This is a genomic window from Butyricicoccus sp. AM32-19, from assembly GCF_003480365.1.
GTDB lineage: Bacteria > Bacillota > Clostridia > Oscillospirales > Butyricicoccaceae > Agathobaculum > Agathobaculum butyriciproducens.
Window position 1 is genome coordinate 116,161 of sequence record NZ_QUIX01000004.1, and the last position, 21,136, is coordinate 137,296.

Genomic DNA, 21,136 nt, shown 5'->3' on the forward strand with positions numbered 1-21,136 from the left:
TCATCAAAATTTAACTGATGAAAGTACAAGGGCCTGACTGCTGTAACAGTGTCCCTTTGGCTTTATTATAGCATATCCCCCGGTTTTGTCAAGCGACAGGCCGAGGGACTGTTTTTATCTTACGGATCATTCTCCATTTTCAATTCTCGATTTCCGTCGCCGCTTTTCCATTCGGCAGCGCGCCATAGATACGGTTGACCAGCTTCATGCCGAAGTAGACCAGCACGATCTCGATCGGCAGCAGAATAAGGTTCTTCGGCACGCGCGTAACGAGCAGCACGCTCATCGCCTTGCCGCCGGTGACGGTCAGCCACAGGGTGTTCAGGCAGATATTGCAGAACAGGTTGATGCAGGTCTTTGCGCCGATGGCACGCCATACGGTGATCTTGCGCGGATACAGCCACAGACCCCAGATCAGACCGCCGACAACGGCTGTCAGCGTATAGCCCGGGAAATACGCGCCCATGGACAGGTTGCCCGCAAAGTAGCCGAGCACGTCGGTGCACACGCCGGCCATCATGCCGACGACCGGGCCGAACAGCATGCCGATCGACGCATTGCACAGGAAGCCGAAGCCGATACGCAGGTTGGGCGGCAGCTTGATCGACAGACCGAGCAGATCCAGCGTGACGTTGATCGCAATGAGCAGCGCCGTGACCGCCAGACAGCGGGTGGACTTCAGCTCACGCAGCGAGCGGACAAAGATATTCGGAGTTTTAGACATAGAAAAAGACACCTCCTAATCAAATTCATCTGTTGCCACAGCGATTTAGGAAAGTGCCTAAACAGTTGCAGCAGCGGGATGCGACCACAATACCGCAAGGAAAAGGCTCCCTTTCGTCCGCCGAACAACTCCCCGTTTCAGCGGCACTTAACGCATTGTGCTCTACTCTGCTTTTTCTGTTATAATTGTACCACGGTTTGAGCAGGTGTCAATACAGAAAATCTGTGTTCTGTCGGCTTGGTTTTGGTGCATTCTGTGGAATTGGGTGAAATGGCAGACAATCTGTTAGACAAGGGGATTGGACAGCCTCCTCCCTGCTCCGGCGGGTTTTCCGGAAAGTACAGAAAAAGAGCTCCAAACATAAGTTTGAAGCTCTTTAACTTGGTGCGGATGGGGGGACTTGAACCCCCACGTCCTTGCGAACACTAGCACCTGAAGCTAGCGCGTCTGCCATTCCGCCACATCCGCATATTTGGTTGTTGAAAGAAGGTGGTGCGAGTGACGGGACTTGAACCCGTACGTCGATCGACACACGCCCCTCAAACGTGCCTGTCTACCAGTTCCAGCACACTCGCATTGATCTCTCGCGGTGAACCGCTTGTCTCTCAGCGACAAGATATATTATAGCAGGGGTATCCCCCTTTGTCAACAAAATTTTCGAAAAAATTTGAGAAATTTTCAAACGCTGAAAATTATTTTCAAAACAGGCGAAAATCGACACTTTTCCGCGCTTTGTCTTCGGCTTTTGGCGGCATGAAAAACTGCCGCCCTTCGGGAAATTCCGTCAGCCGGCAGAAATTTTTTATTTTTTTGCAGAGATGTTACGCAAGCACCTCATGCACTCTGCCCCGCCCATCCCTCCGTATGGAGCGGGCGCTGAGATCTGGGCGGTGGGATTCCATTTGCTGCGGCAAGCAACCATTAAATATTTCAGAGGTTGTCGGCCTGCGGGCTCCCACGGCGGTAGCAGAGTGCCGCCGGCACTCTGCTAAGAGCCGCCTTTCGAATCCCACCTTCGGAGTAAAAAATAAGGACCATCCGGATGGATGGTCTTTATTTTGGCGGAGAAGGTGGGATTCGAACCCACGTGGCGTGTTACCGCCAACTCGATTTCGAGTCGAGCTCGTTATGACCACTTCGATACTTCTCCGTATCGCGCCTGTCTTACAGGCGCTTATTAATTCTATCATGCAATGACGGAAAATACAAGTGCTTTTTCCGAAATCGTGATAATTTTTATTTCACCAGAAAGGCATCCGGCAGATAACGGCCTTCCTCATTCTGGGAAAGCGTAGTCGGACTGGTGATCTCGCGGCCGCGGTAGACCATAACGGAGGACGAACCGCCGTCCAGCATGGATGCCTGATATGCGCCGTACTGCTCCATGATCTCGCCGCAGCGCTCGATCGAAATGCCGAACGAGTGCATCTGACGGCCGTCAACGACCATCATGATAACCGTGCCGTCCTTCGCCTGACCGATGGCCGTGCGCGGCTGCTGCTCGTTCAGGCCGGTGCCTGCGACCAGATTCTCGCCGTTGATGATGAGCGCCGGGTGGAACTCCACCGCGTCGCGCAGACTGGAGGTATCGTTGAACGCACCGACCTGCAGATGATCCTCATTGTCAAAGCCGATGATCTTCCAGCCGTTGCCCACTGCGTCCTGATACTTCTCTCCCTGGCTTTTCAGAAAGCCGTACACGGTGCCGCCCGTGCCGTTGCCGTCAAAATCGGCAAAGCCGGAGGCGTTGATGCCCAGAACGGCGTCATAATCTCTCACCATATCGGATACGAACGAGCCGTAATCGCCAAGGCCCTCGCTCGTGCCGACAAAGATATTCTCAGGCTTTTTGCAGAGCGCGATCTTGCCCGCGTACTCCATGCCGAGCGTGTCCTCGCCGGTCTGCTCGACGATCAGAATGCCGTGCTCGGCGTTGACCGCCAACACCGTGTCGCCCTGCTTCGTCTTGAGGCCGGTGTCGTAGTGTGTCTGGCTCGGCTCACCGATCAGATCGATGTTGATCTCGTCGTAGCCGTTTTCCAGATACTCCGGATTATCCGCCAGAAAGCTCTCAAATTCGCTCTCGTTCAGCTCACTGAACATGGCATAGAATTTGTCCTTCGGCGTTTCGGCGGTGTCCTTCTCCTCCCATGCGCCGTCCCAGTTGCTGACGATACCCTCCTGCTTCTGGTTCATCAGGTAGCGCTTGGTCATCACCTCGTTGATGATGTTCTCCGGGATGAACCAGGTGGCCAGCCACTGGTGCGTCATGGTGCCCATTGCGGTTTCGATGTACCACTCACGCCAGCGAGTGACGAACGCGTTCGGTGTGTACAGCAGAAACGGATACACAACCGTGATGCCGATCAGAAAAAAGCAGGTCAGTCCCAGTGCGAAGCGGTGTTTTGCGCCGTTCATTCGTGTTGCTCCTTCTCTCTCAATCCGGGAACCGCGGGATACGGTTCGGGTTTGTCTCTATCACTATCTCTTAACCTTTACGGTTATTATTGGGTGCTCTGCGGGAATGATGACGGCGGTGATTGGTCGTCTTGCTCTGTGCCGTCTTGCTCTGTGCCGTCTTGTTCTGCTGCTGTGCGGGCTTCTGCGCAGACTTGCTGCCGTGTCCTCTGCCCTTCTTCTCCTGCTGCGGAGCGGCCTTGCCGTCCGCCTTTGCGGCACGAGCGGCCAGTGCGGCCTCGACCTTCCTGCGGATGCGCGCGGCAGCCTCATCGCTGAGCGCATACGCGCGGCTCGGCGTGTGAGCGTCTACGCGCGGCTCGTTCTTCTCGAAGCGGGCGTACGGGTCGCTGCGGCGGCCTCTGCGGCTCGAATCATTTCGGTCGTTTCTGCCCTTGCGAGAGCGCGGCGCGGCTGCCTTCGCCTGCTGCTCGGTCTGCTTCTCGGCGGCCTTCTCGCGGCGGGACGGACGCTTGGCATTCGCTCTCGCCTGACGCGCCTTCTTCTTGGCTTCCTTCTCACGAGCAACGTCTGCGGCGACCTCCTCGGCGGTGGCGTTCTCGGAGACCGGCTTGCGGCGGGAGCGCTTGTTGGTCATCCTGCGCTGACCGGACTCGCGCTTCTCCTCCTCCTTTTCCTCGTGCGGAATCTCACCGGCAACCGGAATGCGCTTGCCGATCAGCTTTTCGATATCCTTGAGGTACGGACGCTCGGAGCGGTCGCAGAAGGAAATCGCGGTGCCCTCCTGACCGGCACGGCCGGTGCGGCCGATACGGTGCACATAGGTTTCCGGAATGTTCGGCAAGTCAAAGTTGATAACGAGCGGCAGGTCGTTGATGTCGATGCCGCGTGCGGCAATGTCGGTCGCAACCAGAACCGCGATCTTGCACTCCTTAAAGTCCGCGAGCGCACGCTGACGCTGATTCTGCGACTTGTCGCCGTGGATGGACTTGGTCTTGATGCCCGCACGGTTGAGGTCGCGTGCGACCCTGTCTGCGCCGTGCTTGGTGCGGGTGAACACCAGAACCTGGTGTACATTGCTTTGACGGATGATATCCGGCAGAAGTTCCCGCTTTTCCTGCTTTTCTACAAAATAAAGCTGCTGCTCGATCTTGTCCGCCGGTTTTGCACTCGGCGTTACCGAGATATGCTCCGGCTCATGCAGCATTTTCTCTGCCAGATCGGCAATCTCTGCCGGAATGGTAGCCGAGAACAGCAGGGTCTGGCGCTTTTTCGGCAGGAACTTGACGATGCGCTTGACATCCGGGAAAAAGCCCATATCGAGCATGCGGTCGGCCTCGTCGAGCACGAAAAACTCTGCCTTGTCCAGCTTTACGATCTTCTGACCCATCAGATCCCACAGACGGCCCGGCGTGGCAATGAGAATATCCACACCGCGTTCGATCGCCTCGACCTGCGGCACCTGCGATACGCCGCCGAAGATGACCGCCGCACTGCACGGCATGTAGCGCGCGTACTGGCACACGTTTTCGTAAATCTGCAGCGCAAGCTCGCGCGTCGGCGTGAGGATGAGCGCACGGATGGTGCCCTTTCCGCCCTCGTTCTTTGCCAGGCGCTGGATGATCGGCACTGCGAACGCACAGGTCTTGCCCGTGCCGGTCTGGGCGCAGCCCATCAGGTCGCGGCCCTCGAGCACCGGCGGGATCGCCTGCTGCTGAATGGGCGTCGGCTCGGAATAGCCCGCCTCCTTCAGTGCTTTGAGGATGTTTTTCTCCAACTTGAGTTCGTTAAATTTCATGGTAAATATTCGATTCCTTTTGCTATCTTTGGTATGCAGTCCGACAAATCCCGCTTGCCTGTGGACTGGGTTCTGTGCTATACTTATTATAATTGTCTCTGAGACAATACGAATGTTATCAACCCACAGATCAACTATGAGGTGACCTATTTGTTAGAAATTATCCATCACGTTCTGCCGGAAGCATTTTTCGATGTACTCAAGACCGTACCGCTGCTGCTTATCGTGTACGCACTGCTGTACTACATTGAAAACCGGCTGACCAACACGCCGGAGCTGCTCTCACGTGCGGCGCAGTTCGGTCCGGTGGTCGGCGCGCTCGCCGGCTCTATTCCCCAGTGCGGATTTTCCGCAGCAGCGTCCGCGCTGTTCTCGGCAGGCTTTCTTGCACCGGCAACGCTGGTTGCCGTGTTCCTTGCCACCTCGGATGAGGCGGTGCCCATCATGCTGGCAGGCGGCGCAAGCGTACAGCAGGTCGTGCTGCTGCTCGTGGTCAAGTTTGCGATCGCGGTCATCGGCGGCTATATTCTGCGCTGCACCGTGTTCCGTAAGCACAAGTCCGGAACCGACGGCCCGCTCGAGATCGAGATGGGCGACTGCGGCTGTGAGACCTCGCCGGTGGCGAACATCCTGTCCCACACCATCAAGACCACCATCTTCCTGTTTGTCGTGCTGTTCGCGCTCAACATGGTCGTACACGGCATCGGTGAGGAGCGTGTCGCTTCCCTCATGCTGACCAACAGCATCTTCCAGCCGCTGCTGTGCGCAGTGCTCGGTCTGATCCCGAGCTGTGCGATGAGCGTGCTGCTCAGCGAGCTGTTTGTCGGCGGCACGATCAGCTTCGGCGCTCTGGTTGCCGGCCTTTCCACCGGCGCAGGCTTCGGCTACATCGTTCTGCTCGAGGAGAAGGAAGGCCGTCATCGCGCCCTGCCGGTCATCGCGGCAACGTTTGCCACCGCCGTGATCGGCGGTACGCTGGTGCAGCTGCTTATCGGCTGAGAATGAAAAAATCTAAGGCAATGCCGCATAATTGAACAAGATCAATTTGTGAACAAATTGTGCGGTGTTGCCCTAAGGATGTGTCAAAACGGCACATCCTTTTTTATGCCCTGCGGAGAAGGCAAGCCGTCAGCCCATCTCGTGCAGCAGCTCGAGTGCCTGATGCGCCCACGTCATATCAATGCGCGAGAACTCGCCGCCCGGCGTGTACAGATAGGTCTCCACATCCGCGTGCAGGCGCTGATACGCCGCGCCCGGCATAGCGGCATACTGCTCCGCGCCGTCGGAAAGCACGGCCACGAAGCGGAAATCGCCCGTGCGCTCGTCTAATTCATGGAAGAGCAATTCGACAACATCGAGGTCGCGGTTCAGCTGTGCGAACAGCAGCAGCTTCATGATCTCGATGGTACGGTCGTCCAGACCACGCTCGAGGATGTTGATCTTCTCACGGAAGGTGTTGAGGCTGTCGGTCACGCGCAGGGTGTAGCCTGCCAGCGGATCGAACTCCGCCTTGGGAACCTGACCGTCCTCGGTCCACAGCCATACCATAAACTGGTTTGCCATGTCATGGTACAGGCACGGGTGTACGGCGAGCAGTGTCTCGCCGCAGTTTGGACATTTTACACGAAAGACAGACAGATCCTGTACCTTTGCCCGCAGCTCGGGATTTCGGTCGATATTGATATGGTCGATCACCTTGTGTTCGGTTTCCATATGACAGTGCGGACATTCGATCATCATAACAGTGATTCCTCCCTTGTGTTTGTCCAATTAAACTTTATTATAACACATTTATATAGCTGTAAGCAAGTTCGGATCATCAGTAATTCGGAATTAGCAGTTAGGAATTGTCGCTATCCTTGCGCGAGTTCCGTCTGCGCTGCGTCGAGTAATCGCCGGCTTTACCGCAGGGGCGAACAGTGTTCGCCCGCAAACCATTCAATCTCGGTATCAAAAGAAAGCACCTGCCGACCGCAGGTGCTCCTTGTCTATTCCGCCTTGTAAATGCTGCCTTGTGCGACCGCAATACTCGAACCATTCATCGTGCCGCTGTATGAATCGTACCAGCGCGGAATCTCCTTGCCGTTTTTATCATAAAAACGGAACATATCCTCCGACGGGAGCAACTCATCCGGCATGTATCCGGTCAGATCGGTGCAGAGCAGAAAATACGGCTTTGCACTCTCATTCGTCATCTCATAGGTCTGTCCATACCAGTTGAGCGTCACCTTTGCAACCTGCTGTTCCGGTTCCTTGCCGCTCAGCAGCAAAAAATTGTGTCCGCCGCAGCAGGTGATATCGTAGTTAATGCCGGAATCGCCGGAGCCCATACTGTAAAATTTCCATGTACCGAGCCAGCTGCGTTTCGCAGTCATTTCGCCCAGAAAGCATTCCTGCTCGATGCCCTCCTGCGTCATTACATAATACGCCGTGTCACCGATCACGATACCATCGTATATCGTTACACCGGAAAACATCGTCAGATTGTTCTCCTTGAGCATCTGCACCTGCTGTGCAAGCGTGTCCTCATCCAGTCGGTACGGTTTTACCGCGTAACTCGATTTGCCCGCCGCCCACACACAGACTGCTGTCACAGCCGCCATCACAAGGATTCGTTTTCCCAGTCCTTTCATAAAATACACCTCCCTATCCTGCCTCAAGTATAACAAATTTTTTCGGCGCAGAATATGGAAAAAGCGACAAAATGCAACGGCAGTTTTTATAGAAGTGTACTATCTATCCCGTAGGGGGCACAGTGTGCGCCCGCACTATGGTTAAACGTATGCTTGGCCGTTCCTTGCACAGGCTCCGGTTGTGCTGCGGGCGAACAATGTTCGCCCCTACGGTTACACATCTGCAGAAGGTAAAAGAAAAGCACCGCAGAAAAATCTGCGGTGCTATGGCATGACTGGTGCGTAAGCCGGGTTCTGTCGTGGACGGTCATCTATCTCGAATGCACGTTGCCGTGCATCTCAAGCCGCCAGTCGGGACGATCGGGCAAATCATAGTCCCAGTCGGCGTTGCTGCGGATAGAGTTTACAGACCTCCCATGTTGCCATGGGACGTGGTGAGCTCTTACCTCGCCTTTCCACCCTTACCGTTCAAAAAACGGCGGTATATCTCTGTTGCACTATTCCTAAGGTCACCCTCGGCGGACGTTATCCGTTATCCTTGCCCTGTGCAGCCCGGACTTTCCTCATGCCCGAAGGCACGCGACCGTCTGCACCAGTCATAAATAGCATTATACCGTAAAAATCGCCTGCCGTCAAACCGGACTTGCAAAATCGTGAAAAATCATGTATACTGTTCCTCGTACAAAGGCGGTGTTACGCATTTATGACAGCATTAGAACAATACCTCGGCGGCCTGTCGGATAAGCGGGTCGGCGTAATCGGCGCGGGCGTGAGCAATATGCCGCTCATCCGTATGCTGCGCGCTGCAGGCGTGCGCGTTACCGTGCATGACAAAAAAGAACCCACCGAGCTTGGCGACGGCTATGCTACCCTCGCTACCCTCGGCGTAGACTTCGTTCTCGGCCCGCATTACCTTGATGCGCTCGATGAGGACGTTATCTTCCGTACTCCGGGTGTTCACCCGCGTTTTCTTGAGAAGGCGCGCGCAAACGGCTCGGAGATCACCAGCGAGATGGAGCTTTTCTTCGCGGTCTGCCCGTGTCCGATCATCGGCATCACCGGCTCGGACGGCAAGACCACGACCACCACGCTCGTCAGCGAGATTTTGAAGCACGCGGGCTATACCGTGCATCTCGGCGGCAATATCGGCACGCCCCTGCTCCCCCGCGTGGACACGATGACCGAAAACGACCTTGCAGTTGTCGAGCTGTCCTCGTTCCAGCTGATGGGCATGAAGCACTCTCCGCACATTGCGGCGATCACCAATCTGACGCCCAATCATCTGGACTACCACAAGGATTTTGACGAGTATGTGCAGGCCAAGACTGCCATTTACCGCAATCAGGGCGAGAACGACAAGCTGATCCTCAATCTCGACGACGAGGTCACCCGTTCGCTCAAGGCATCCGGCAACCTGTTCTGCACCAGCAAAACGCAGGAGCTGGCCAACGGCGTGTTCCTCAAGGACGACGTTATCTACATCGCGGACGGCGGCGTGCGCCGTGAGCTGATGCCCGCATCCGACATCCGCATTCCGGGCGCGCACAACGTGTACAACATGATGATGGCGGCTGCTGTCGTGCAGGGTTACGCCTCTGACGACGATATCCGCGCCGTGGCGACCACGTTCGGCGGCGTTGAGCATCGCATCGAGTTCGTGCGCGAGAAGGACGGCGTGAAGTACTATAACGACTCCATCGCCTCCAGTCCGACGAGAACCATCGCAGGACTGAATTCCTTCCAGCAGAAGGTCATCCTGATCGCAGGCGGCTACGACAAGCATATCCCGTATGACGTGCTCGGTCAGCCTATCTGCGACCATGTAAAGCTGCTGCTGCTCACCGGCGCTACTGCACCCAAGATTCGCGAGTGCGTGGAGAATATCGAGGGCGAGCATCCCCCGATTATCGAGGTGGAAAACCTCGAAACAGCCGTGCAGGAGGCCGCTGCCCACGCAGAAAGCGGCGATGTTGTTATCATGAGTCCAGCCAGCGCGTCGTTCGACCGCTTTAAGAATTTCATGGAACGCGGCAAGCTGTTTAAGGCGCTTGTGGAAGAGCTGTAAGGTTAACAGGATAAACGCTTGCATTATTTCGCAATCAGTGCTATACTATAAGCAACGATATGAATTAGTTCACTTGGCGAAAACCCCCGGAGAGTACCAGTCTCCGGGGGTTTTCTATTCCGTTTTTCGGTGGCTTAAGCCGGGGCTGATGTTGCCTTACTTCTGCTCATCCAGCCACTTGCAAATGTAGTGTGCAATTACATTTGCCATAATGGAGCAGATTAACGATACGGTGAAGTTCACTTGGCGCACCTCCTTCCCGTTGCCGGGAATAAGTAGGGCAACACCAGTATTATACCATACAGATGAAATCCTGTTAAGCGAAAGACGTGCAATGCACGTCTTTTTCGCTGTTTTATGGCACATTATACAGTTTTACAGATTGATTATTGTTAAAAAAGGGCGGACACATTGGTCCGCCCCTACGGTAATCTGCACCTTCGAGGAAAACTCCTGCCTCGCACAATTACTAATTCTTAATGATGTACTTCCGCGCCCAGACGAGTGCGGCGACCGCCGTGACCAGCTCCACCATCGGGAACGTCAGCCAGACGCCATCGACGCCGAGCACCCACGCAAGTGGGAACAGGATCGGCGGCACAGCAATCACGCCGCGCAGCAGCGAAATGGCAAAGCCCTGCACGGTCTTATCCGACGCGCTGAAAAACGCGGCCGTGACCATGTTCACGCCCGCGAACAAAAAGCCTGTGAAGTAGATCCGCAGGCCGCTCTCCGCGTAAGCGGCAAGCTCCGGGTCATGCTCACTGTTGAACACCGCCGTCAGCGGCTCCGCGCCGAGGAAAACCGACACGCACAGCACGGCTGCAATCCCGAGCGCGGTGCAGATGCCCCAGCGGAACAGCCGCCGCAGCTGTTCCCTGTCACCGAGACCCGAGCTGCGGCTGACCAGCGGCTGTATGCCGGTGCACAGTCCGGTAAAGACAGCGATTCCCACCAGAGCAAGATTTGCCACCACGCCGTAAGCCGCCACGCCGGTATTGCCGCTGAGGCGCAGCAGCACCAGATTGAACAGCAGCAGCACCACACCGGAGGCGATTTCACCGATGAGCGAGGACAGACCGGGCGCGCACAGGCTCGGCACACGGCTGACGCGCAGCGGCGTTTTGACGAGATGGAAGCCGCGGGACGGTCTCCGCAGGTGCGTCAGCAGCACCAGAATGCTGACAAACGGCGAGAAGCCGGTCGCAAGCGCCGCACCGAACATGCCCAGTCCGCACGGGAAAATGAAAATGTAATCGAACACGATGTTGAACAGGCTGCCCGCGACCATGCCGCACATGGCAACGGTCGGCGCACCGTCATTGCGCGTGAACGCCAGCAGCACGTTGTTCATCACAAAGAACGGCCCGAAGCACCACAGCATGCGCAGGTAGGTTGTCGTCATGCCGAGTGTATGCGCGTCCGCGCCGAGCAGCCGCGCGATCGGCTGCGCAAAGCACAGTCCGCCGAGCAGGAACAGCACGCCGAGCAGCAGCCCGAGTGCCGCCGCGTGCGTGAATACGCTGTCCGCCTGTCTCTGATCGTTCTGCGCCCGCGCGATCATGTACTGCGTTGCCGCGCCCACGCCGAGCATCAGGCCGATGCCGTTCATCAGGTTGTACGCCGGTATGGCGATGTTGAGCGCCGCCAATCCGAGCGAGCCCGTGCCCTGTGCGACAAAAAATGTATCCGCGAGAATGTAGCACGAAATGCCGATCATCCCCAGGATGTTCATCGCGGCATAGTGCCCGAATTCGCGCAAAGCTCCCTGTTTGTGCAATTCCTTCTCCCCCTCAAATTTTTATATAAAAAGTGATCGACCCTTCCCGGAATACACCGAAAAGGGCCGATCCGCAATGCTATCGACGGAAAACATTGCTTATTTACGAAGCAGTTATAATATACCATCTTCCCATAGAAATGTCAAGTGGCTTATTCGGTCGGAAAAGCACTTTTGGGGTCGGATGCTGCAAAACAGTCCAGTCCGTGCCACATCAACCCCATCAAAAGCGATACGACCTGCTCGGTCGGCGTGTCCTGCGCTCTGGTCGCCCAGGTGGACAGCATGGATACCATGCCCGAAATGATATACGAAAACACAAGCAGCTTCCGCTGCTCGCTCATTTCCGGCATCATGTGCATATCCCAGCCGTCGAGGAAGGCTTCATACGTCATGGTCTGCAGCTTGCGTACAAAATACGGGTCTCCCTGCTCGCTGCACAGCACCTGAATCACCTTCATTATGCGCGGATTGCTCCGGATCTGCTCCAGAAAGTCGATAAAGAATCCCTTGATCTCCTGCAGATCGCGGCACTCTCGTTCGTGCATCGGCGCATGCTCGTGCATGTGCTCGAAGATCTCGTCCTCGGTCGTGCGAAGGATGTCGGTCACGTCCTTGAAATGCAGGTAGAAGGTCGAGCGGTTGATGTCCGCTCTCGCGCAGATATCCTTGACCGTGATAGAGACCAGCGGCTTCTCCAGAATCAGGTCAATCAGGGCTTCACGCAGCGCAGACCGCGTAAAGCGCACTCTGCGGTTACTTCGAGCTTCGGGCATGTGCTTTTCCTCCTTGTGCACAACAGGACGGTTTTCTGTGGATGGTTCTTATTTTATCAGCGTCGTGTCCGCAAGTCAACACCGTGTCGAAAATCAAATGTTACCAAAGTGTTAAAAAACCAGCAGGGAAACCTGCTGGTTTTCTTAGGCTGCAAGCGAAAGCACCTCATCCGTGCCGAAGATACGGTGCAGGTCGGAACGTCCCTGCTTCATTCGGTCATATACCGACCGGTTTACAACCGACGTATCCCCCTGCTCAAAATCCTGCATGGATTTCCGAATATCCAACAGGCGGTAGCGTCCCTCGTTGGAGTCGCTTGCGTGCAGCATGAACATCGGCGCGTACTCCGCGCCGGAAACCGTCACCTGTCCGGTCTCGCCGCTTCTGGTGAGTGTCAGCGTGACAGCTGCCGTCAGGTTGGTGTACGGGTCAAACTGATTGGAGATCAGGTTGCCGAGACAGTAGCACAGATAGCCGGTGCGTCCGTCCGGCAGCGTCCGCAGCTCCATCGGCTGCGGCACATGCGCGTGCCCGCCGAGCACCAATGTCGCGCCGTGCGCAAACAGGTAGTCCGCCAACTGCTCCTGCTGCTCGGACGGCTCAGTGTGGTACTCGTTGCCCCAGTGTACATACACGGCGATCGCATCCGCACCGGACTGCCCCGCCTTGTCCAAATCCGACTGGATGAGGTCGTAATCCACCGCACTGCAATCGGTCATGTAGTCGGTCGTGTAGACGCTGACGCTGTACGGGTGCTCGCTGTCCACCGGCAGGCCGTTTGTGCTGAAGGTGTACGCCAGCATGGCCAGTTTGATGCCGCCCACGTCGATGATCTTCACCGTGTCGCGCTCCTGCTGTGTGCGGTAAGTGCCGACGTGCTCCAGACCGGCGGCGTCCAGCACATCCAGTGTGCGGACCAGACCGCTGTACCAGGTATCCATGCTGTGGTTGCTCGCCGTGGAGAGCAGGTGAAACCCGACCGTTTTCAGGCCGGAGGCCAGCGCATCCGGTGCGCAGAACTGCGGGTAGCCCGAATACGGCGGACCGTTGAACGTGGTCTCCAGACAGGCCGTTGTGTAATCCGCAGCCTCGTAATACCGCCTTGCATCCGCGAACAGGTGCGTAAAATCATACGCTTCGCCGTTCCACGCATCCGCGACAAGCGGCATGTGCGCCACAATATCGCCCGCCACGCACAGGGTCGCTGTGGTGTCCGGCTGCACCTCCGGCTCCTGCCGAACGGTCTCCTCCGGCTCCTGCAGGCGCGGTGCATCCTCCGGCAGATTCCGCCAGATCAGCACGCCCGCTCCCGCCAGCAGCACCACCAGCACGCCTGCCAGAATTTTGGTCCCGATGTGCTTCATGCTCATCCCTTCGGCGCCTTGCGCGAGGCCTCAAACGACTCCGCGCGCACGCGCATCACCTCGGTGACGGACAGAGCCGCGTCCGTGTACGTCCAGCCGCCCCTGCCGGTCTGGTGCTGCATGATGATGTCCAATCCGCGGCGTTTCTCGTCATTGTCCTTTGCAAATTCCACCTTGCCGTACCCCACGATGGACGAGAACGCATAGCTGTACCGGCAGGCCAAGTCGCCCTCGCCGGTCAGACCCTCCTCGCAGTCCAGCTCAAAGCAGATACGCGGGTCGGCCCTCAGCGAATCAATCTTCTTGCCCTTCACGCCGCCGTGAAAGTAGAGCGTCAGTCCGTCCTCATCCCATGTGTAGCCAAAGTTCATCGGAATGACGTACGGCCAGCCGTCCGTGCCGGTCATGGCGACGCGGCAGACCTTGCAGGCCTGCAGGATCGGCTCGATGTTCTCTCGGCCGGTGATTTCTCTGTCTTTTCTGCGCATGAATTTCACCTCTGTTCAAGTATTTGTATCATCATATCATATTCCCGCCAACAATACAACAAACCCTGTGCAAAATATGCACAGGGCTTTAGCTGTCGCGAAACTACAGTTTCGCCGACAAGAGGAACGGACCGTGGGCCGTTCCAAAGTCGTACGAAAGTTCCTCCCGGTGGTCGAAACTTTCTCCCTCCAGAAGTTCAAAAATGGTGATACATGCTCCCCCTTTTTGAGCATTTGCAGAACAAATGCTATTTCATGCGCGCTAACGCGCGATAAGCACAAAATAGCGCCTGTATATAATTTGTGGAATAAAAATCAGGTATTGTGGTCGGAAACGTGGAATTTCTTCAGGTTGCCAATCTTCTGGGCGCGGATGTCCATTTCCTTGCAGACATCCTCCATGGTCACGCCGCACTCGTTCATCATTACCATCATGTGGTAGAATACGTCGTTGATCTCACCGACCAGCTCGGTCTTGTCGCCGTTCTTGGCTGCAATGATGGTCTCGGCGCACTCCTCACCGACCTTCTTGAGAATCTTGTCAATGCCCTTCTCAAACAGATAGCAGGTGTACGAGCCTTCCTGCGGCTCGGCGCGGCGCTGCGCGATAACGGCTTCCATTTGCTCAAACGAATTCATAATACTGCTCTCCTTTTACTTTTCTTCCGGCTTCTCCCACAGCGTGGTGAAAAAGCAGGTGCGGTGTCCGGTGTGGCAGACCGGACCCTTGGGCGTGCCGACATAGATGAGCGTGTCATCGTCGCAGTCGGACAGAATCCTGCTGACAAAGATAAAATTGCCCGAGGTCTCACCCTTGTTCCACAGCTTCTGGCGCGAGCGCGAGAAAAACCACGCCGTGCCGGTGTCCATCGTTAGCTGCAGGGCCTCCTCGTTCGCGTAGCCGAGCATCAGGACTTCGCCGCTGCGCTCATCCTGACAAATAATCGGCACCAGAGGAGCCTTCTTAAAAAATTTGCTTAAATCCAAAATATTCACTTCCCTATCAGGATAATGATTCATGTTTACCGTAGGGTACGCCGAGGTCGGTGCACCCTACGGTATAGCCTGTGCTTTATTTTCTAACCGGAATACCCTTCTCTTTCAGGTGCTCTTTGACCTCACCGACCGTGAGCTCCCGATAATGGAACAGGCTGGCCGCCAGTGCGGCATCGCAGCCGGTTTTCTCGAACACCTCGGAGAAATGCTCGAGCGAGCCGCAGCCGCCGGACGCGATGACCGGAATGCCGACCATCTCCACGACCGCCTTGGTCAGCTTTAGGTCAAAGCCGGACTTGGTGCCGTCCTTGTCCATCGAGGTCAGCAGGATCTCGCCTGCGCCGCGCTCGTAAACCTCTTTCGCCCACGCGACCGCGTCCTTGCCGGTCGGGGTGCGGCCGCCTGCAACGTAGACCTCAAAGCCGGACGGCATTTCGGCGTTCGCACGCGCGTCGATCGCGACCACAACGCACTGGCTGCCGTATTTCTCCGCGGCGGCGTTCACCAGATTGGGATTCTTGAACGCCGAGGAATTGATGGAAATTTTATCTGCACCGGCGCGTAAAATCTCGCGGAAATCGTCCACGGTGCGGATGCCGCCGCCGACCGTGACCGGCACGAATACCTCACGGCAGGTGCGGCGCACAACGTCGGCAATGGTGTCGCGGTTGTCGCTCGTAGCGGTGATGTCGAGAAACACGATCTCGTCCGCGCCCTCCTGCGAGTAGAACTTCGCCAGCTCGACCGGGTCGCCCGCGTCGCGCAGCCCGACAAAGTTCACGCCCTTTACTACGCGCCCGTCCTTTACGTCCAGACAGGGGATGATGCGTTTTGCTAACAAGTTTTTCACTCCGTTCCAATCGAAGGTTCAATCGTAACCGTAGGGCGGTTACTTGGCCTGTTCGATGGCCTTTGCCAAATCGAGGGTGCCGGTATACACCGCCTTGCCTGCGATAGCACCGTCAATGCCGAGCTTTTTCAGGCCTGCGATATCCTCAAGGGTGGACACGCCGCCGGACGCGATAATCTCGCAGGAGACCGAGGCGCGCAGCGCCGCCAGCTGGTCAAAGTTCGGGCCGGCGAGCATGCCGTCCTTGTCAATATCGGTGAAGATGATGTGGCGTACACCGATGGACTCCATGCGCTCGGCAAACGCGATGTAGTTCTCACCGCTGTCGCCCAGCCAGCCGTCCGTGCGGACGGTCTCGCTCTTGGCATCGATGCCGACAACGATCTTGTCGCCGTACTTTTTTACAGCCTCGGCTACGAATTCCGGGTCGCGGACAGCCGCCGAGCCGATGATAACGCGCGAAACGCCCAGTGCAAGCACGGTCTCCACATCCTGCATGGAGCGGATGCCGCCGCCAAGCTCCACGGTCGCGCCGGTCTCGCGGATGACCTGCTCCACCACGCCGTAGTTCGCGTGCGAGCCGTCCTTAGCGGCGTCAAGGTCAACCATGTGTACAAGGTCTGCACCGGCATCGAGGAACCGCTGTGCGGTCTCGACCGGGTTTTCTGCTACTTTATGTGCAGTGCCGTAGTCGCCTTTCTGCAGGCGCACGCACTGACCGTCTTTCAAATCAATCGCGGGGATAACTCTCATTTTCCCACCTCCGTCAGTTTTGCAAAGTTGCGAAGCATCACAAGTCCCACTTCACCGCTCTTTTCCGGGTGAAACTGGCAGCCGAACAGGTTCCCTCGTGCCACCATAGCAGGCACGCGCGTGCCGTAATCCGTCACGGCGGCAAGGTCGTTTTCGTCCGCCGGATGCGCCATGAAGCTGTGCACGAAATACACATAGCTGCCGTTTTCCAGACCCTCGGTCATGGCATTCGGACGCAGAATGTCCAGCGCATTCCAGCCGATCTGCGGCAGCTTGAGCGCCGTTTCAATGCGCTCAATGCGTCCCGGCAGCAACCCCAGACCCTTGCACGGACGCACCTCGTCCGATTCCTCGAACAGCATCTGCATACCAAGGCAGATGCCGAGGAACGGTTTTTCCTTTGCAGCCTTCAGCACCGTCTCCGTCAAACCGGAGTGCTCCAAAGCCGCCATCGCATCCGGAAACGCGCCGACACCGGGCAGGATAACGCCCGCCGCATTCTCGATCACGTCCGCCGAAGCCGCGATTTTATTTTCATAACCCAGGTAATCGAGCGTGTTGTGTACGCTCATCAGATTGCCTGCGCCATAATCTACGATTGCAATATAACTCATGTTGTACCTCTCGGAATCTGTTCCGCAGGGCGGGATGACCTCATCCTGCCGTAACGGTTGGCACCATGTTTATGAAATTCAGAGAACACCCTTCGCACTCAAAACGCCGCCGCCGGTAACCGCAACGGCCTGCTTGAGCGCGCGTGCAAGCGCCTTGAACAGCGCCTCTGTGATATGGTGCGCGTTCTCGCCGTACTCGCACTTGAGGTGCAGCGTCAGTCCGGCGTGTACCGCCAGCGCACGCATGAACTCGACCGTCAGGCAGGTGTCGTACTGACCGCACATCGGCTGCGGCATGGATGCGTCGAACACGAGGTACGGGCGGCCGGAAATATCCAGCGCGCAGAAGCCGAGCGCCTCATCCATCGGCACGAACGCCTGTCCGAAACGCGCGATACCCGCCTTGTCACCGACGCACTGTGCCAGTGCCTGACCGAGCGCGATGCCGCAGTCCTCGACCGAATGGTGACCGTCCACCTCGAGGTCGCCCTTGCAGGTCAGTTCCAGACCGAAGCCGGAATGCACAGCAAAGCTGTTCAGCATATGGTCGAAAAAGCCGATGCCGGTGTCGATCTTGCGGTCGCCGCCCTCGAGCGTCAGCTTAAGCGAAATGTCGGTTTCCTTGGTCTTTCGTTTGATTTCAGCGGTTCTCATTGTCGTTTTCCTCCGCAAAGCGCACCGCGATGGAGTTTGCGTGCGCGTCCAAGTGCTCGCTCTGCGCGAGCGCGATAATATCCTGTGCATAGCTTTCGAGCGCGTCCCGCGTGTACTCGATAACGCTGGTTTTCTTCAAAAACGTGTCGGTAGACAGCGGCGAGAAGAATCTTGCCGTGCCCGAGGTCGGCAGAACGTGACACGGGCCTGCCATGTAGTCACCGAGCGGCTCCGGCGCGTACTGACCGAGGAAGATCGCGCCTGCGTTGTGCAGGTACGGCAGCAGCTCACGCGGAGCGGCGGTTACGATCTCCAGATGCTCGGGTGCGACCACATCAGCCATCCTGCAGGCGTCCTTCAGGTCGTCAAACACGATGGCGCAGCCGTAGTTCGCCACGCTCTCCTTGATGATGTCCCACCGCGGAAGGAGCTTTGCCTGCCGCTCCATCTCGCACGAAATCGCCTGCGCCTGTGCCATGGAATCGGTCAGCAGGACGGCGGAAGCCAGCTTGTCGTGCTCGGCCTGACTGAGCAGGTCGGCGGCAACGTAGGTCGGGTTGGCGGTGTGGTCCGCAATGACCAGCACCTCGGACGGACCGGCGATCATGTCGATATCGACCGTGCCGAACGCCAGCTTCTTGGCTGCCGCAACAAAGGCGTTGCCCGGGCCGACGATCTTGTCCACCTGCGGGATAAAGCCCGCGCCGTAGGTCAGCGCGGCAATCGCCTGCGTGCCGCCGATGGCAATGACCGTGTCCACGCCCGCGATCTTTGCCGCCGCAAGCACTTCGTTGGACATGTTTTCGGTCGGCGGCGTGACCATGATCAGCTCACCGACACCGGCAACCTTGGCCGGAATGGCGTTCATCAGCACGCTCGACGGATACGCTGCCGTGCCGCCCGGCACATAAATGCCGACACGCGAAAGCCCGCGCACGGTCTGACCGAGCGTTTCACCCCCCGAGCGGTTCCACTCCCACGTTTTGACGAGCATCTGCTCGTGGTAGTCGCGGATGTTCGCCGCCGCCTTTTCCAGCGCTGCGATCAGCTTGGGGTCGCAGGCGTTGTACGCGTCGTCAAGCACCTCCGGCTCGACAATGTACGGCGCCTTGCCGTCAAACCGCTCGGCGTACTCCACGACCGCATCCCAGCCGCGCTGCTGTACGTCCGCCATCACACCGCGGACAATCTGCTCAATATCGCCGCGCGCACCTGCCGCACGGGCTTTCATTTCGCGGATGACCTGCTGCTCTGCCTGTCCGTCCGCGAGGACTGTTTTCATAAACATTGTGGTATTCCCCTTTTGTGTCAACCGTTTTCGTCCACCGGCATTGGTATCAATATTCCGCAGGGCACCCCGCCCTATGGATATGATTTATGTTATATAGGTATTGGCTTACTTCTCCAAGCCACTTTCCAGTTCTGCAATAACCTTCTGAATCGCCGCCTTCTTCATCTTCGCGCTTGCGAGATTGACGATAACTCTTGCCGAGATGGGCGCTACATTCTCAACGACCTCGAGGCCGTTCTCCTTGAGCGTCGTGCCGGTCTCCACGATATCCACAATACCGTCCGCCAGCTCGAGCAGCGGCGCCAGCTCGACCGAGCCTTCGATCTTGATGGTCTCAACGTCCATATTCTTCTTATTGAAAAAGGCCTTGGTAACCGCCGGATACTTGGTAGCGATAACCGGGGTCTTATAGCCGCCGTACACGTCCTTGCCCTTCTTGGTAGCGAGGGCGAAGCGGCATTTGCCGAAGCCGAGATCTACCATTTCGTAGAAGCTGCCGCCCTTTTCCATGATGGTATCCTTGCCGACCACGCCCATGTCGCACACGCCGTGCTCAACGTAGGTGATTACGTCCGCGGCCTTGCTCAGCACGATCTCCACGCCGCTGTCCGGCAGGGTGAAGATGAGCTTGCGCGTTCCGGCCTCCAGCTCGGAGATATCGTAGCCTGCGGCCTTGAGCAGCGCGAGCGTTTTCTTCTCCAGACGGCCCTTGGTCAGTGCGATACGCACGGTATCCCGGCGGGTTGCGACCTCGGGACGGCTCTGTCCTGCAAGGCTGTCGGCAACGCTCTCCACGTCAATGCCGAAGCCGCCCGCGGGCATATCCTTGCCGAACTTGGCGCACAGCGCGTTGTAACGGCCGCCTGCGAGAATCGCCGCGCCCGCACCGCCGATATAGCCGCGGAACATGATGCCGGTGTAGTAATCCATCTCGTGGACAAGACCGAGGTCGATCATGATGCGGTCGCCGTAGCCTGCCTCATCCAGTGCCTTATACAGCCGGCGCAGATAAGCGGTCGCGCCAAGCACGCGCACGTTGCCGGTGAGCGACTCGACCTCGTCAAGCACCTCGATGCCGCCGAACAGGTTCGGCATAGCGCTGAGCGCCTTTGCGGCGGGCTTGCCCTTAAATGGCTCGAGCGCGTCACCGAGCGCGGCAAACGACTTGTTTTCAATCAGGCGGCGGATGCCCTCGGCGGACTGTGCATCCGCGCCAAGCTCATCCATCAGCGCCTTGTAGATCTCAGCGTGACCAAGCTCTACGCGGAAGTTGTCCGCACCGGTCTTGCTGAGTGCGGCAAACGCAGCCGAGAGAATGTCCTTGTCGGCCTCCAGACCGTCCGCGCCGATAAATTCCGCGCCGACCTGCAGGAACTCGCCCTTGTGGCCGTGGTCGCCGGACACCGAACGGAACACCTTCTGGCTGTAATACAGGCGGACCGGCAGCGCCGCGTCATCCAGTCGGGTGGCCGCGATACGCGCGATCGGCGTGGTGTTATCCGGACGTGCCACGCAGATCCGGCCGGACTTGTCGATGATCTTCAGCATCTGATCCTGATCCAGCTCGGGGTTTGCCTGTGCAAATACATCAAAATACTCAACCGCCGGGGTGATGATCTCACTGTAGCCGCGCTCCTCCAGCGCGTCGCGCACAGCGTTTTCCGTCTGCCGCAGCGCACGGCACGAGGAAAATAACAGGTCTCGGGTACCCTCCGGGGTGGAAATACGAAAACGGTTCATGGCTCCGCTGCTCCTTTATCGCTTTATCATGATGAAATCATACCATAGTTCCCTATATACTGTCAAGACCCTTTTTAGAGAGCGGAGCCTACACAGTGGGCAGCCTTTTCCGCTTCAAACTCCCGTTTTCGAGTGAAAAAGAAAGAGTGAAGAGCGGAGATGAAGCAGAGGCGGCTTTTTTCTCTCCGCCC

General features: G+C 57.3%; 19 protein-coding genes, 3 tRNA genes, 1 other RNA gene and 1 riboswitch. Of the genes, 2 read left to right on the forward strand and 21 right to left on the reverse strand.

The features are described from left to right. Window positions 1-139 precede the first annotated feature (139 nt). From DW806_RS05600 to DW806_RS05625, 6 genes are all read right to left on the reverse strand, one after another. Window positions 140-724: a folate family ECF transporter S component gene (locus tag DW806_RS05600; protein WP_110436503.1), complete on the reverse strand. Its 585-nt coding sequence runs from the start codon at window positions 722-724 to the stop codon at window positions 140-142. Window positions 725-793: 69 nt separating this feature from the next. Then, window positions 794-896, reverse strand: a riboswitch (THF riboswitch). A 210-nt stretch (window positions 897-1,106) separates the two neighbouring features. Then, window positions 1,107-1,192, reverse strand: a tRNA-Leu gene (locus DW806_RS05605). Window positions 1,193-1,214: 22 nt separating this feature from the next. Further along, window positions 1,215-1,299 (reverse strand) — tRNA-Leu (locus DW806_RS05610). Between the two features lie 484 nt (window positions 1,300-1,783). Beyond that, window positions 1,784-1,874, reverse strand: a tRNA-Ser gene (locus DW806_RS05615). Between the two features lie 86 nt (window positions 1,875-1,960). After that, complete coding sequence (locus DW806_RS05620; RefSeq protein WP_118729397.1) at window positions 1,961-3,142, reverse strand: phosphodiester glycosidase family protein; 1,182 nt, start codon at window positions 3,140-3,142, stop codon at window positions 1,961-1,963. A gap of 70 nt (window positions 3,143-3,212) precedes the next feature. Beyond that, entirely contained in the window at window positions 3,213-4,940 is a 1,728-nt protein-coding gene (locus DW806_RS05625; protein ID WP_118729398.1) for a DEAD/DEAH box helicase, read from the reverse strand. 150 nt (window positions 4,941-5,090) lie between these two features. On the opposite strand from DW806_RS05625, the gene DW806_RS05630 reads away from it, so the two are divergent. Beyond that, entirely contained in the window at window positions 5,091-5,939 is an 849-nt protein-coding gene (locus DW806_RS05630) for a putative manganese transporter (protein ID WP_147358083.1), read from the forward strand. A gap of 129 nt (window positions 5,940-6,068) precedes the next feature. Here the strand turns inward: DW806_RS05630 and DW806_RS05635 are convergent, their stop codons facing one another. The 3 genes from DW806_RS05635 to rnpB all read right to left on the reverse strand — a co-directional run bounded on the left by DW806_RS05635 (window position 6,069) and on the right by rnpB (window position 8,172). Next, on the reverse strand, window positions 6,069-6,680 hold the full coding sequence (locus tag DW806_RS05635; RefSeq protein ID WP_117751668.1) for a CpXC domain-containing protein: 612 nt from the start codon (window positions 6,678-6,680) through the stop codon (window positions 6,069-6,071). Window positions 6,681-6,928: 248 nt separating this feature from the next. After that, complete coding sequence (locus tag DW806_RS05640) at window positions 6,929-7,573, reverse strand: hypothetical protein (RefSeq protein ID WP_118729400.1); 645 nt, start codon at window positions 7,571-7,573, stop codon at window positions 6,929-6,931. A gap of 268 nt (window positions 7,574-7,841) precedes the next feature. Then, window positions 7,842-8,172: RNase P RNA component class A (gene rnpB, locus DW806_RS05645), an RNA gene on the reverse strand. Between the two features lie 104 nt (window positions 8,173-8,276). Here rnpB and murD point away from each other — a divergent pair. Next, window positions 8,277-9,638 (forward strand): UDP-N-acetylmuramoyl-L-alanine--D-glutamate ligase, encoded by a 1,362-nt coding sequence (gene murD, locus DW806_RS05650; RefSeq protein WP_118729401.1) that lies wholly within the window; start codon window positions 8,277-8,279, stop codon window positions 9,636-9,638. Window positions 9,639-10,107: 469 nt separating this feature from the next. Here murD and DW806_RS05655 read toward each other — a convergent pair whose 3' ends face one another. The 12 genes from DW806_RS05655 to hisZ all read right to left on the reverse strand — a co-directional run bounded on the left by DW806_RS05655 (window position 10,108) and on the right by hisZ (window position 20,945). After that, window positions 10,108-11,418, reverse strand: coding sequence for an MATE family efflux transporter (locus DW806_RS05655; protein ID WP_243022647.1), 1,311 nt, complete (start codon window positions 11,416-11,418; stop codon window positions 10,108-10,110). A gap of 152 nt (window positions 11,419-11,570) precedes the next feature. After that, complete coding sequence (locus tag DW806_RS05660; RefSeq protein ID WP_118729402.1) at window positions 11,571-12,194, reverse strand: TetR/AcrR family transcriptional regulator; 624 nt, start codon at window positions 12,192-12,194, stop codon at window positions 11,571-11,573. A 144-nt stretch (window positions 12,195-12,338) separates the two neighbouring features. Next, window positions 12,339-13,559 (reverse strand): CapA family protein, encoded by a 1,221-nt coding sequence (locus tag DW806_RS05665; RefSeq protein WP_147358084.1) that lies wholly within the window; start codon window positions 13,557-13,559, stop codon window positions 12,339-12,341. A gap of 2 nt (window positions 13,560-13,561) precedes the next feature. Further along, window positions 13,562-14,047 (reverse strand): pyridoxamine 5'-phosphate oxidase family protein, encoded by a 486-nt coding sequence (locus DW806_RS05670; RefSeq protein WP_118729404.1) that lies wholly within the window; start codon window positions 14,045-14,047, stop codon window positions 13,562-13,564. A 315-nt stretch (window positions 14,048-14,362) separates the two neighbouring features. Beyond that, window positions 14,363-14,686: a phosphoribosyl-ATP diphosphatase gene (hisE, locus tag DW806_RS05675; RefSeq protein ID WP_118285349.1), complete on the reverse strand. Its 324-nt coding sequence runs from the start codon at window positions 14,684-14,686 to the stop codon at window positions 14,363-14,365. A 15-nt stretch (window positions 14,687-14,701) separates the two neighbouring features. Further along, window positions 14,702-15,034 carry a phosphoribosyl-AMP cyclohydrolase gene (gene hisI / locus DW806_RS05680; RefSeq protein WP_116704955.1) on the reverse strand — a complete coding sequence of 111 codons (333 nt, stop codon included), beginning with the start codon at window positions 15,032-15,034 and terminating at the stop codon, window positions 14,702-14,704. An 85-nt stretch (window positions 15,035-15,119) separates the two neighbouring features. Next, window positions 15,120-15,884 (reverse strand): imidazole glycerol phosphate synthase subunit HisF, encoded by a 765-nt coding sequence (gene hisF, locus DW806_RS05685; RefSeq protein WP_118729405.1) that lies wholly within the window; start codon window positions 15,882-15,884, stop codon window positions 15,120-15,122. Window positions 15,885-15,932: 48 nt separating this feature from the next. After that, on the reverse strand, window positions 15,933-16,646 hold the full coding sequence (gene hisA / locus DW806_RS05690) for a 1-(5-phosphoribosyl)-5-[(5-phosphoribosylamino)methylideneamino]imidazole-4-carboxamide isomerase (protein WP_117491097.1): 714 nt from the start codon (window positions 16,644-16,646) through the stop codon (window positions 15,933-15,935). Further along, a complete protein-coding gene (hisH, locus tag DW806_RS05695; protein ID WP_118729406.1) occupies window positions 16,643-17,260 on the reverse strand; it encodes an imidazole glycerol phosphate synthase subunit HisH in 618 nt (205 codons plus the stop codon). The genes hisA and hisH overlap by 4 nt, the downstream gene beginning before the upstream one ends. A 78-nt stretch (window positions 17,261-17,338) precedes the next feature. Next, the gene (gene hisB / locus DW806_RS05700) at window positions 17,339-17,914 is read right to left on the reverse strand and encodes an imidazoleglycerol-phosphate dehydratase HisB (RefSeq protein ID WP_118729407.1); all 576 of its coding nucleotides are present in this window, start codon (window positions 17,912-17,914) and stop codon (window positions 17,339-17,341) included. After that, window positions 17,901-19,202, reverse strand: a complete 1,302-nt coding sequence (gene hisD / locus DW806_RS05705) for a histidinol dehydrogenase (RefSeq protein ID WP_118729408.1) — start codon at window positions 19,200-19,202, stop codon at window positions 17,901-17,903. Before hisD ends, hisB begins: the two co-directional genes overlap by 14 nt. Before the next feature lie 108 nt (window positions 19,203-19,310). Continuing rightward, entirely contained in the window at window positions 19,311-20,945 is a 1,635-nt protein-coding gene (gene hisZ / locus DW806_RS16035) for an ATP phosphoribosyltransferase regulatory subunit (protein WP_118729409.1), read from the reverse strand. Window positions 20,946-21,136 lie beyond the last annotated feature (191 nt).